Annotated in this window: 10 protein-coding genes; 7 read left to right on the top strand and 3 right to left on the bottom strand. The window is 70.3% G+C overall.

The annotated features are described in order from the left end of the window. Positions 1–149 precede the first annotated feature (149 nt). A complete protein-coding gene (locus tag OHA77_RS22945; RefSeq protein WP_406311576.1) occupies positions 150–1031 on the bottom strand; it encodes a hypothetical protein in 882 nt (293 codons plus the stop codon). A 231-nt stretch (positions 1032–1262) separates the two neighbouring features. Between OHA77_RS22945 and OHA77_RS22940 the strand changes: the two genes are divergently transcribed. The 4 genes from OHA77_RS22940 to OHA77_RS22925 all read left to right on the top strand — a co-directional run bounded on the left by OHA77_RS22940 (position 1263) and on the right by OHA77_RS22925 (position 6502). After that, the gene (locus OHA77_RS22940; protein WP_406311575.1) at positions 1263–3317 is read left to right on the top strand and encodes an adenylate/guanylate cyclase domain-containing protein; all 2055 of its coding nucleotides are present in this window, start codon (positions 1263–1265) and stop codon (positions 3315–3317) included. A 93-nt stretch (positions 3318–3410) separates the two neighbouring features. After that, positions 3411–4079 (top strand): Crp/Fnr family transcriptional regulator, encoded by a 669-nt coding sequence (locus tag OHA77_RS22935; RefSeq protein WP_406311574.1) that lies wholly within the window; start codon positions 3411–3413, stop codon positions 4077–4079. Between the two features lie 57 nt (positions 4080–4136). Then, complete coding sequence (locus OHA77_RS22930; protein WP_406311573.1) at positions 4137–5717, top strand: MFS transporter; 1581 nt, start codon at positions 4137–4139, stop codon at positions 5715–5717. Positions 5718–5863: 146 nt separating this feature from the next. Beyond that, complete coding sequence (locus tag OHA77_RS22925) at positions 5864–6502, top strand: hypothetical protein (RefSeq protein WP_406311572.1); 639 nt, start codon at positions 5864–5866, stop codon at positions 6500–6502. A gap of 156 nt (positions 6503–6658) precedes the next feature. Here OHA77_RS22925 and OHA77_RS22920 read toward each other — a convergent pair whose 3' ends face one another. Continuing rightward, on the bottom strand, positions 6659–7324 hold the full coding sequence (locus OHA77_RS22920; RefSeq protein WP_406319858.1) for a TetR/AcrR family transcriptional regulator: 666 nt from the start codon (positions 7322–7324) through the stop codon (positions 6659–6661). A gap of 82 nt (positions 7325–7406) precedes the next feature. Here OHA77_RS22920 and OHA77_RS22915 point away from each other — a divergent pair, with 82 nt between their 5' ends. After that, a complete protein-coding gene (locus OHA77_RS22915; protein ID WP_406311571.1) occupies positions 7407–8852 on the top strand; it encodes an MFS transporter in 1446 nt (481 codons plus the stop codon). Positions 8853–8990: 138 nt separating this feature from the next. Beyond that, on the top strand, positions 8991–9437 hold the full coding sequence (locus OHA77_RS22910) for a sterol carrier family protein (protein ID WP_406311570.1): 447 nt from the start codon (positions 8991–8993) through the stop codon (positions 9435–9437). A 218-nt stretch (positions 9438–9655) separates the two neighbouring features. Here OHA77_RS22910 and OHA77_RS22905 read toward each other — a convergent pair whose 3' ends face one another. Continuing rightward, positions 9656–11131 carry a hypothetical protein gene (locus OHA77_RS22905; protein ID WP_406311569.1) on the bottom strand — a complete coding sequence of 492 codons (1476 nt, stop codon included), beginning with the start codon at positions 11129–11131 and terminating at the stop codon, positions 9656–9658. Between the two features lie 172 nt (positions 11132–11303). On the opposite strand from OHA77_RS22905, the gene purF reads away from it, so the two are divergent. Continuing rightward, a complete protein-coding gene (purF, locus tag OHA77_RS22900; protein WP_326826231.1) occupies positions 11304–12740 on the top strand; it encodes an amidophosphoribosyltransferase in 1437 nt (478 codons plus the stop codon). The last annotated feature ends 57 nt before the right edge of the window (positions 12741–12797 follow it).

Raw genomic sequence — 12797 nt, 5'->3', positions numbered from 1 at the left:
TTGACCTCCCCTCCCGGAAAGGAGGGGGTTCCCACGGTTACCCGTGAGGTTTCCTACTTCACCGCCGGTCGCCCGGAAGGATGTCCGTTGAGCAGTGGAAACCCCCGGGCTCCGTCGCTCATCCGGCCGTCTCCGTTCCTTCGGACGGGTCAGGCGGCGGCGCAGATCACATAGACGGTGCCGGTGATCCTGGAACCGCTCTGGCCGCCGGTGGTGAGTTGGTTGTTCGCGTTCGGGGTGGCGCTGGGCGAGGAGGTCGGTGCGGAGTTGGCCGCGACGCCGTTTCCGGAGTTGGAATTCACGTCGATGGAGACGGTCCAGCCGCTCGGCTTCTTTCCGGAGAAGGTGGGTGCGGAAGCCGTGACGAGAACGTTGCCCTTGACCTGGGACAGGCTGTAGCCACCACCGGTGGCGACCTCGCCGCTGCCGCAGGAGACCTGCTTGGTGCCGTCGCCCGAGAAGCTGAAGGACTCCGAATCGGAGCCGATCTTCACGCTGCCGCCGGTACCCGGCTCGCCCTTCGGACCGGCGGCACCGTCTTTACCGTCCTGACCGGGAGCGCCACGCAGGCCCTGCTCACCCTTCGGACCGGCGGGTCCGGCAGGACCCTGCGCGCCGGCCTCACCCTTGGCGCCGTCCTGACCGGGAGCGCCACGCAGACCCGGCTCACCCTTCGGACCGGCGGCACCGTCCCTGCCGTTCCGGCCGGGAGCGCCCCGGAAACCCTGCTCGCCCTTCGGACCGGCAGGCCCCTGGGCGCCCGTCCTGCCTGCGGGGCCCTGCGGTCCGGCGGTGTTGACGCCCTGGGGCTGGGAGTTGCCGTCCCCCCAGGTCACCCGGATCTCGGTCGTCCTGCACACGGTCGTCGGGTTGACGATCCGCGCATAGCGCGTCTTCTTGTTGACGCACGCGTGAACGTCCGCACCGGCCGACGACGCGACGGCGCTGCCGCCTGTCGTGAACAGGGTTCCAGCCAATACTCCGACGGCCACGACGGCGATCGTGCGTCCACCCGGCAACGTGAAAGCCACGGGGCTTCCTTTCTGCGACACCAGGAATCTGGCGTGTTCTGTGAGTCGGGTGTTTCACGTTTGGACCGTTCTAATGGTTGCCACGCAGAACATCACAGTTTGAGTTCGGACGATGTCCTGGCCAGGTCGGCGAGGTGGGCGATAATCGGACCGTTCGAGGGCCTCGCCCGGTGGGCGTGGGCGGACACAGCAGGGGGCCCGTCGCGGGTTCCCATCACACGGAGGCCACCCGTGCCGGCGAACGACCTCGTGAGCGCACCAATCCAGGGACAGCCCCGGACCGGTCCCTACCTGCCTCCGGCGACCCAGCCGGTGCGCACGGTGGTCTGGGTGATCCATCTCGCCCTGCCGATGCTGGGACTCTGGCTGCTGCTGGCCAACCACGACGACCTGAACATCGAGTGGCACGACAACTTCGGCCATTTCCTGCTGATCATCGCCGTGGCGGGGATCAACGTGGTGCTGGGCGCCATGATCGGTCAGGCGTCCGCGCGCCGGGCCGACGCCCGGCTGCTCCTGGTCTCGCTGGTCTTCCTCAGCAGCGCGGGGTTCTTCCTGCTGCACGGTCTGGCCACGCCGCAGATCATCCTTCCGAAGGGAAGCTACGGGTTCGACCTCTCCCAGCCGATCGGCCTGCTCATCGCCTCGGTCTTCGCGGCCGTCTCGGCCCTGCCGCTGAACGAGCGGGCGGCCCGGGCCGTACTGAGATCGCAGATCTGGCTGCGCGGCGGGCTCGTCCTGGTGCTCGTCGGCTGGGGGCTCGCCTCGCTGGTGCCGGGCTTCACCGCGCTGAGCGACCCGTCTCCCCCGCTGGGCGCCGGTCTCGGCGGGTTCGAGCCCGTCGGGGTCGTCCTGTACGCGGCGGCGACCGCGATGATGTTCCGGCTCCACCGCAGCCGGCCGGCGGCCATGCTGATCAGCCTGGTCACCGCGTACGCACTGCTCGCCGAGGCGATGATCGCCGGAATGTACCGCCACAACTGGCACCTGTCGTGGTGGTTGTGGCACCTGCTGCTGACCCTGGCCTTCGTGTTCGTCGCCTACAGCGCCCACCTGCAGTTCCGGCGGGAGGGCAGCAGCGCGGGGCTGTTCGACTCGGTCGCGCTGTCGGCGACCGTCCGGAAGATCAGAGCCGAGTACGAGGAGGCGCTGGAGGAGCTCGTCGGCCACCTCCGGAGCCGGGCCGAGTCCAGGGTCCCGGTCGCGACCAGGCTGGCCGGCAAGTTCGGGCTCACCGAGGGGCAGGCGGCGGTGCTCGACCGGGCCGGTGCGGCACTGGCCGGCGAACGGGAGCTGTCCGAACGGCTCGCCGCGCTGGTGGACACGGGCAACCAGACCCGCGTCGGGCTGCCCGAGCGCGAACTGCTGACCCTGGCCCTGGACCGGGTACGGCAGGCGTACGGAGACGTGCGCATCACGCTGGTGGCGGACGGGCGTGTCGCCATGGGTGCCAGAGAGTACGGTCCCCGGGACTTTCCGGGCAACCAGCCCGTCCGCCTGGAGAGCACGATCGTCCACCCGCTGACCGTGAAAGGCCGACTCGCCGGCGCGCTGGAGGTGCCGGTGGGCAGGACCGCGCAGGACGCGGCGCTCGCCGCCACGCTGGCGAGCCAGCTGTCCATCTCCCTGGAGAACGCCCGGCTCTACCAGGAGCTGTCGACCCTGTTCCGGCAGTACATGTCTCCGGACGTGGCCAACTCCCTGCTGGCCGACCCGCGGACGGCGGCGCTCGGCGGCGAACTGGTCGAGCTGACCGCGCTCTTCGCCGACCTGAAGGGCTTCACGAGCTTCTCCGAACGGGCCGCTCCCGGGGAGATCGTGGAGATGCTGAACCGCTACCACACGGCGGCCGTGCCCATCATCCTCAGCAACGGCGGCACGATCGTGCAGTTCGTCGGAGACGCGCTCCTGGCGCTGTTCAACGCCCCCGCCCGGCAGGCCGACCACGCCGCCGCCGCGGCACGGGCGGCCCTGGCCATGCAGGAGGCGGCCGAGGAGATCGCGGCCGGGACGGCGGGCTACCCCCGGTTCAGGATCGGGATCAACACCGGGCTCGCGCTGGTCGGCAACATCGGCAGTCCCGAGCTGCGCGGCTTCAACGCGATGGGCGACTGCGTGAACGTGGCCGCCCGGCTGGAGGGCGTCGCCGAACCCGGTACCGTCGTGATCGGCCAGAGCACCTTTGACCAGATCATCCCCCCTCCCACGGTCCGCCCCCTGGGCGACCTCGCGCTCAAGGGCAAGGAAGAGCCTGTCCGCGCATATGTGCTGTCCGGCCTTCCGTAGAAGATCCATCCCCCGTTGTGCCGCCCGGCCTTCCACAGAAGATCCATCCCCGCCGGAACCCCGTAGGCACCCCCGACGTCGCCAGGAGGCACCGTGAGTCCCACCCCCGAACCGGGCGAGTTCGTCACCTTGCTCAACGCCGATGAGGTCGCCGCGCTGCACGCGGCGGGGCGCCCCCGGCGCTGGGATCGCGGCGCGGCGGTGTGCACCGAGGGCGACACCGCCGAGTGGGTGCTCCTGCTGACCTCCGGTCGTGTCAAGGTCTCCTCGCACACCGCCGCCGGGATCGAGGTGGTCCTCGCGGTGCGCGGACCGGGCGCGCTGCTCGGCGAGTTCGCCGTGCTCGACGGCCTGCCGAGGTCTGCCACGGTCACCGCGCTGGAGCCGGTCGAGGGCATCACGATCCGCGACTTCCCCGGCTACCTGCGGGAGAACGGCCGGGTCGCGGTGCTGCTCATGCAGATGTTGATCGGCAAGATGCGCGACTCCGACCGCAAGCGGATCGAGTACGGAGCGTTCGACACCACGGGCCGGGTGGCGACCCGGCTGGTCGAGCTGGCCGAGCGGTACGGCGAGCCGGTCAACGGCGGGGTACGGGTGGCGCTCCCCCTCTCCCAGGACGAACTGGCCGGCTGGACCGGTGCCTCACGCGAGGCGGTCAGCAAGGCGCTGCGTTCGCTCCGGGACCGCGGACTGATCGAGACGGGACGTCGCCGCGTGATCGTCCACGATATGGAGGGCCTCCGCAGACGGGCCCGCTGACACCGCGCGGACGATCTCCCCGCAGGCACAAGTACGGCGTACGTCAGACTGGGACGCATGGTCTCAATCCCCCAGGACCTGCCCGGCTCCCCCGAGTACCTGTCGAAACTCCGCTACGCGTGGCGGGTCTGCTCCGTCACCAGTCTCGGCCTGGTGCTGATCGGCATCTCGGGAAGCACGCTGAACGTGGCGCTTCCCTCGGTCGTCAGGCACTTCGGCGCGGACGCGTTCGCCGCCGGCTGGATCCTGCTGGCCTTCCTGCTCGTCAACACCGCAACCCTGGTGTTCTTCGGCCGGGTGGCCGACCTGCTCGGTCGCAGGGAGGTCTACCTGGCGGGATTCGCCCTCTTCACGATGGGGTCGCTGCTGGCGGGGCTGTCGCCGGGGGTCTGGTCCCTGATCGCGATGCGGGCGGTGCAGGCCGTCGGAGCCGCGATGATCCTGGCCAACGGGACAGTGATCATCGCCGACGCCTTCCCTCCGGACCGCCTCAGCCAGGGCATGGGCGTCTACATCGGCACCCTGTCGGTCGCCCAGCTCGCCGGCCCCACCCTGGGCGGCCTCATTGCAGAGACCGCCGGCTGGCAGTGGATCTTCTGGATGAACGTGCCCGCCGGCCTGGTCGCCCTCCTCTGGGGAGCGTTCACCCTCCGCCGCGTCACCCGCAGGCCGCGCGAGCCGGTGGACGCGCTCGGCAACCTGCTCGTCTTCGCCGTGCTGTCGGCCGCGCTCATCACGCTGTCCGAGGCGGGGTCGCGGGGCGTGTCCAGCCCCGTCGTGATCGTCGGCGCCTCCGTCTGCGCGGTCCTGATCCCGGTTCTGGCCGTCGTGGAGCGGCGGGCGTCGCATCCCGTACTCAACGTGCGGCTCTTCGGAGAGCGCATGCTCGCCTTCGCCAACCTCGCCTCGTTCTGCAACGCGCTGGCCCGCGCGGCGCTGATCCTGCTCGTCGCCCTCTACTTCCAGGCGGCCCGGGGCGTCGACGCCGTCACGGCCGCCCTGGGCGTGCTGCCCGTCCCGGTCGGCATGGCCCTGGCCTCGCCGGTCGCGGGCTCGCTCGGACGCCGGGTCTCCCCTTACACGCTGTCCGTCGGAGGCTCACTGCTGAGTACGGCGGGGCTCGGCGTCCTGATGCTGAACACCGATCCCGCGACGCCGTACGGGGTCGTCGGGGTGGGCCTGTTCCTGTGCGGCTGTGGCAGCGGTACCTTCCTCACCGGCAACACCACCCAGGTCATGGCCGCCCTGCCCGCCGGGAGTCTCGGCGTGGTGAACGGCTTCCGGCTCATGATCATGAATGTCGGGATCGTGCTCAGCGTCGCCCTCACCCTGAGCGTCGTCACCGGCTCGGTCGGCGCCGGACTACGCGACCAGGTATACGCGGGCACCCTCTCCCGCCTGTCTCCCGTCGCCGTGGACCAGCTCATGAATGGCTTCCGCACCACTTATGCCGTCCTGTGCGCCATCGCCCTCTGCGGCGCCGTTTCCGCGCTGCTGGCCCGCCCGCGCCGTACTCTGCGGGCGGGCGATTTCCCGGCGGCCACCACGCATGAGTCCTTCCTCCCACCAGAACACCCCAAGGGCCTCGGACCGGCACACACGCTCGTGGACCGTGGCCTGGAGGACGGCAAGCAATGAATGTGAATTAGGAAGATACTGATCGCTGGATAGGTGTAAATGGCGACTCGGCGAGAATTAATGAAACCAGCCGCCAAATAAATGCTTTTCCGGGGGGTACCATGCAAAGTCGGCGAATACTTGTTTTTCTTACTTTATGGATATTTATGCCCTTTCTGTCTGGCTCTTTCGGCGCCGGGGCACGCGCCGACAGTGGTCCCTCGGCCAGCTGGGCACGCCCCATCGGCAACGGTGCGGACAGAAACGGTGCGGACCGAGGGGCGGACGACTCCTCGGCGTCCACCGAGGCCTCGTTCCGGGTGCTCCCCGCACCGACACCGGCACCGACACCGACCAACCGCTGGCCGATCTGGTTCGGGGACATCAACGCCGGCGTCGGGGACGATCTCCTTGATGACATCGAGGCCGGTGTCGAAACCAAAATCGGGGACATCGAGGCCGGCGCCGAGGCCGGCGTCGGGGCCGGTCTGGGGGACACCGAACCCGCCGACCCCGGTTCCGGGCACCCCCGACCCAAGCACCACGGACCCGGGAACGCCGATTCCGAAGACTCCGACCCCGTGGACTTCGGGAGCGATTTCGAAGGCTCCGAACCCGTGGACTTCGGGAACATCGGCCCCGGCCCCGTAGGTCCCGCACCGACCGGGGATGCCAGCCTGCCGTTCACCGGGATCGACGGCCGTCGTCTGGCGGTCCAGGCGCTGGCGGGAGCGGGGGCCGTGCTGGTCGGCGCCTGCCTGATCCTGCTGTCCACCTCGCGCCGTCGCCATCGAAAGAAGGGCTGACCGCCTCCCCGACGATCCTGGGCGAGACCTCTCCCCGAACCCGTCCCGGTGAGGGTCCGGCCCCCAAGACGAGCCACCGGGACCAGGCGGACACCGCCGGACGCGCCGGGTCACGGATGCCCGGCACCTGTTCGCACACGGCCGTTCCGGCCGAGGTCAGTCCACGTGGAGGCGGGCCGCCATGGTCTCGATGCCGGTCATCAGGATGTCGATGCCGAAAGTGTCGTAGAGCTCGGTCGTGCCGCCGTCGACGAGAGGGCCCGCCATCTCCACGATGTGCGGGTAGACGTCCGGCGGCAGCGACTGGAGGGTGGCGCGCTTGACGCGCAGGCAGGCGGCCCCCTCCTCGCTCGTCGCACTCGGACGGCGGTTCATCGGGCCGGCGGCGGCCAGGGCGATCGCCCCCCGAAGCAGGTAATTGGAGATCAGGCAGTTCTCCTCGTAGGAGAACCCCGCCTGCTTGGCCAGGCCGAGCGCGGTGTCCCACACCCGCAGGAAGTTCGGCACGGTCATCTGGTCCACCTCCTCCAGCACGGCCGCCGCGCACGGGTAGTGGCGCAGCACCCTGACCAGGCCGGTGACGAGCTCGCGGAGCTGCTCCTGCCACGGCCTGGCGTGGTCATCGGCGATCACGAACCCCTCGATCAGGTGGTCCGCCATGCCGACGAGCAGTTGCTCCTTGTTCTTGAAGTGCCAGTACAGCGCCATCGGGGTGACCCCCAGCTCCTGGGCGAGCCGCCGGATGGTCACCGCCTGGAGCCCCTCGGCCGAGCCGATCTCCAGCGCCTGCTCGACGACGGCCTCACGCGTCAGTTTTCCCATCACGCTTGACAACTATACGCCGTACACGTTCAACTCTACGTCGTACATGTACGCCGTACATGTACGACGTAGAGGAGGGGCTGTGACGGACAACCGCAGATGGTGGGCATTGGGAGCGATCTCACTGGCCACCTTCATGACGTACCTGGACAACAACGTGGTCAACGTCGCGCTGCCGACGATCCAGCGGGACCTCGGGTTGGGCATCTCGGGCCTGGAATGGATCGTGAGCGGTTACATCCTGGTCTTCGCCGGGCTGATGCTGACCGGCGGACGCCTGGCGGACGTCTTCGGACGGCGGCGGATCTTCATGATCGGGCTCGGTGTGTTCACCGCGGCGTCGTTCGCCGCCGGGCTGGCCACGGACGGCACGGGCCTGATCGCCGCTCGGGCGCTCCAGGGCGTCGGCGCCGCGTTTCTCGCGCCCACCGCGCTCGCCCTGCTCACCTCGATCTTCCCCGACCCCCGGGAGCGGGCGACCGCGGTCGGACTGTGGAGCGCGGTCGGCGCGCTGGCCCTGGCCCTCGGCCCGCTGACCGGCGGACTCATCAGTGAGCGGTGGCACTGGGGGTGGATCTACCTGATCAACGTGCCGATCGGGGTCGTGACCCTCGGGCTCGGCCTGTGGGCGATCCGGGTGACCCCGCAGGACCGCGTACGGCACAGCCTGGACGTTCCCGGCCTGGTGACGTCGGGCCTGGCGCTGTCCGCGCTGACCTACGCGCTCATCGAGGGCGACGGGGCCGGGTGGACCTCACCGGAGATCCTGGTCTCGTTCGGCCTGGCTGCGGCGTTCGCGGCGGCGTTCGCGGTGATCGAGACCAGGAGCCACGAGCCGATGATCGACCTGTCGCTGTTCCGGTCCCGGGTGTTCAGCGGAGGTCTGCTGTCGATGGGGCTGTGGTCGTTCGGGGTCTTCGGGATCTACTTCTTCACCGCGCTGTACCTGCAGAACGCACTGGGCTTCTCACCGACGGAGGCCGGGCTCTCGTTCGTGCCGATGGCGCTGGTGATGGCTGTGACCGCGGCCGTCGCCCAGCGGATCAGCCGGGCTCTGGGAACCGCGCGGACCGTGGCCGCCGGGCTCCTGCTGATGGCCGTGGCGGTGTTCGGGATCTCCTTCATCGGGCAGGACGGCTCGTTCGGTGACCTGCTGCCGTGGTTCCTGGCCTACGGACTGGGCGGCGGGATGCTCGTGCCCCTCACCACGGCCATCCTCGGCACGCTCCCCACCGGCCGCACCGGGGTGGCCTCGGGCGTGCTGAACATCTCACGGGAGATCTTCGGCCTGCTCGGGGTCACCGTCCTCGGGGCGATCCTCAGCGGCAGGCAGAGCTCGATCCTCCAGGACGGCGCCAGGCCGCTGACGGCCTTCCTGGAGGCCTACCAGTTCACCCTGGTCATCGCCGCGGTCATCGTGCTGGTGGGCGTACCGGTCAGCCTCTTCTCCCTGCGTTCCCCCGCAGCTGCGCAGGACCCCGGCAGCGCGGAGACCACCGGCGAACGCCTCGCCGTACCGGCGGCCTGAAAGGGTGGGAGACGTCGGCCGCACCCGTCGCGGCAAGGCCTGCGCCGCCCGCCCCCGCCGGTGTTCCGGAGGGCGGGCACCCGCCGGGGTACCGTCCGCCGCGGCCGAGAGCGGGCCCCGAAGGGGCATGATGAAGGCGTGCCGCCTCACAAGCCTGATCCCGCCAAGGTCCGCGCCGCCCTGGACGCCCAGTTGACCGCCCTCGACGAACCGTCCTACGACGGCCCCGGAGACCTTCCGGCACTGCTGGCGGCATGCGTGCCGGTGGTGTTGCGGGCCTATGAGCGGCAGGTCCGGCCGGAGCGGGAGATCGCGCGTTTCGCCGTACGACACCTGCTGGACCGGTTGGCGACGGCGGCTCCCGGACGGACCGTCGAGGTGCGGGTCCCTCCATATGCGGCGGTGCAGTGCGTGGAAGGCCCCCGGCACACGCGGGGCACCCCGCCGAACGTGGTGGAGACCGACGGCCGGACCTGGCTGGAGCTGGCCACCGGACGGCTGACATGGGCCGAGGCGGTGGCGGCGGGAAAGGTCACCGCGAGCGGGGCCCGGGCCGACCTGTCCGACCACCTGCCGGTCCCGTAGACCCGGTGTCCGCCGGGCCGTGGAGACCCGCTACCGGGCGTCCGCGACCCGACGGCCGGTGATCGGCGGTCGCGACCGACCGGGCCCGACATCCGGAGCCCGACATCCGGAGCCCGGAGCTTGGAGCCCGACTCCCAGAGCCCGGAGCTTGGAACTCGACGTCCGGAGCCCGACGTCCGGGGCACGGGTCTGATGACCGCAGGCTTCTTCCCGTGGCGTCAGGGGTTGGTCCGGACCTGTACGCCCAGCCTCTCCTCGATGCAGCGCTGCTGGAGTTCGGTCGGCAGGTTGGCGCAGTCGCCGATCCTGCTGTAAAGCCAGCTCAGCAACACCACGGCGATGATCAGAGCCAGAGCGCTCAGCACGATGCCCACCCAGGCGCGGCCACGGTTGGAGTTCTTGGCGACCGCGATGATGCCGATGACCAGTCCTACTACGGCCGTCAGCACGCCGATACCGCACACGACGAGCAGGAAGAGGCTCACGATGCCGAGCACGAGCGCGGTGGTGCCGAGACCTCCACCCTGCCTGCGCGACCAGTCGCCCGTCGGAGGCGCCGGGTACGGCGTGCCGCCCGGGTAGCCCGGATAGGGCGGAGGCTGCCCCTGGTACGGCTGGCCTGACGGGTAGGCGGGGCCACCCTGCGGCGGGTAGGGCGTGCCGCCTGACGGGTAGGCCGGGCCGCCCTGCGGCGGGTAGGGCGGTGGCTGCTGGGAGGGCTCGTCCGGTCGGCCCTCGGGCACATCGCCGCCGTGGGAAGCCCCGTAGGAACCCGTGCCGGGAGAGGTCTCGGTGGAGAGGTCGTCGCCGGAGAGGCCCCGGTGGACACCCGGGGCGGGGCCGCCGTACGGGCCACCCGGCACGGTCGGCGCGGTCGGCTGGACGCCTTCGGACTGCCCGGAGGTCTGGTGCCGTGCCTCAGGCGAGGCCGGCGGCTCATAGGACGGCGGCTGAGCACCGGACGGGCTCGGCGGCTCGTAGCGCGAAGGCTGGGTGGCAGCGGGGGGCACACCGGTGACGTCCTCGTCGTCCTTCGAGGACGGCGTTTCGGAGGCGCTCTCCCAGCCCGGGTAGGCGGGCGGCGGGGCGCCGGGAACCGGATAGGAGGGCTGAGATCCGGCATCCTGGGCGCCCGGGGACGCGTCAGTGCCGTCACGGTCTACGCCGTCGCGGGCCGTACCGTCGCGGGCCGTACCGTCACGGTCTGCGCCGTCGCGGGCCGTACCCTCACGGGCCGTACCCTCGCGGGCTGCTCCGCCTGAACCCGCATCATCCGGACCTGCGTCGCCCGGGTCCGCCTGGACCGGCTGGGGAACCTCCGGCGCGGAGGGCACATCCGGGTGCGCCGGAACCTGCGGTTCGCGCGGCGTGGAGATCGGCGGCCATTCCGGGGGCTCACCGGGCCGGTCGGGGTCGGGAAGCCGCGGAGCCGTTCTCTCCGGTTCCTCCGGCTCCACCGGCGGCTGCGTGGACGACGGCTCTCCGGGCGTGGGCTCCGACGGAGGACGTGCGGGAGCGGGGTCGGGGGCCGACCAGGTGGAGGGGTCCTCGGGACGGAAAACGGCCGGCTCGTCCGGAACGGAGGTCTCTTCCGGACCGTCAGAGGGCTGCTGGTCCGGCCCCTCCGGCTCGGATCGCCGGTCTCGCGAATCCCGCCGCGGATCGGGCTGGTTGGGGTCCTCAGGTGTTGTCACGTCCACTCTCCCGACGCGTAGGCATGCCGGATACCTCAGGTTCCCCCGCTCCTTTGCGATAAAACAGGCCGACACGGCAAAAGACCAACGATTGTTCGGCAACAGGGAACACAGCCCTCAGACCCGCCCCCCGAGGTACGAGCAATGAGGAAGCCGACCTAGACTGAGGCATGTGCTGAAGGGCGACGGCCATCTGAGCCATGACCTTGACCCCCATGACCAGCCCCCGAAGGACGCATGTGGCGTCTTCGGCGTCTGGGCACCGGGGGAGGAAGTCTCCAAACTCACCTACTACGGGCTGTACGCGTTACAACACCGCGGTCAGGAATCCGCGGGTATCGCGGTCAGTGAAGGCAGCCGGATTCTCGTCTACAAGGACATGGGCCTCGTCGCCCAGGTCTTCGACGAGTCGGTGCTCGGTACTCTCCGCGGCCACCTGGCCATCGGTCACTGCCGCTACTCGACCACCGGATCGAGTGTCTGGGAGAACGCCCAGCCGACGCTGAGCTCGACCGAGGACGGCGGGCTCGCGCTCGCCCACAACGGAAACCTGATCAACACTCCGGAGCTGGCCCAGCGGCTGGCCCCGGGCGCGACCAGGGCGACCACCGACACCGAGGTGTTGACGTCGCTGCTGGCCCAGGACCGCAGCCAGTCCATCGACGACGCCGCCGCGGAGCTGCTGCCCCAGGTCAAGGGCGCCTACTCGCTGGTCTTCATGGACGAGAAGACGCTGTACGCGGCCCGTGACCCGCAGGGCATCCGCCCGCTGGTCCTCGGGCGGCTGGAGCGCGGCTGGGCGGTCGCATCCGAGACCGCCGCCCTCGACATCGTGGGCGCCACGTTCGTCCGCGAGATCGAGCCCGGCGAGCTGATCACCATCGACGAGCGGGGCGTGCAGTCCCGCCGGTTCGCACTGGCCGAGCCCAAGGGCTGCCTGTTCGAATACGTCTACCTGGCCCGGCCCGACACCACGATCGCCGGGCGCGGCGTGCAGACCACCCGCGTCGAGGTCGGCCGGGTCCTGGCCCGCGAACACCCGGTCGAGGCCGACCTGGTCATCCCGACGCCCGAGTCGGGCACCCCCGCCGCCGTCGGTTACGCCGAGGAGAGCGGGATCCCGTACGGCCAGGGCCTGGTCAAGAACTCCTATGTCGGCCGCACCTTCATCCAGCCGTCCCAGACGATCCGCCAGCTCGGCATCCGGCTCAAGCTCAACCCGCTGAAGGAAGTCGTCGCGGGCAAGCGCCTGGTCGTGGTGGACGACTCGATCGTGCGAGGCAACACCCAGCGGGCGATCGTCAAGATGCTGCGCGAGGCCGGCGCACGCGAGGTCCATGTCCGGATCTCCTCTCCGCCGGTCTCCTGGCCGTGCTTCTACGGCATCGATTTCGCCACCCGTGCCGAGCTGATCGCCGGTTCGCTCAGTGTGGAGGAGATCCGTGCCTCCCTCGGCGCCGACTCCCTCGGGTACATCTCGCTGGAGGGCCTGACCGAGGCCACCACCATCCCGGCCGAACGGCTCTGCCGCGCCTGCTTCGACGGCGTGTATCCCATCGCCATCGACCGCGACAACGTCGGCAAATACGTCCTGGAGGGCAAGCTGTGAACCGGGACGGCAGGCAGGACGGCGGAGCCGCGACCGAGCGCGGCTCCTCGGTCGTGC

It is taken from the genome of Streptosporangium sp. NBC_01639, assembly GCF_045209755.1.
Lineage (GTDB): Bacteria > Actinomycetota > Actinomycetes > Streptosporangiales > Streptosporangiaceae > Streptosporangium.
Note: the sequence above shows the minus strand (reverse complement) of the source record. Positions and strands in the feature narration are given on the sequence as shown.

Coding starts and splice junctions, on each gene's coding strand:
- OHA77_RS22920 (WP_406319858.1), bottom strand. CDS start 7,324: ATGGGAAAACTGACGCGTGAGGCCGTCGTCGAGCAGGCGCTGGAGATC.
- OHA77_RS22925 (WP_406311572.1), top strand. CDS start 5,864: ATGCCCTTTCTGTCTGGCTCTTTCGGCGCCGGGGCACGCGCCGACAGT.
- OHA77_RS22930 (WP_406311573.1), top strand. CDS start 4,137: ATGGTCTCAATCCCCCAGGACCTGCCCGGCTCCCCCGAGTACCTGTCG.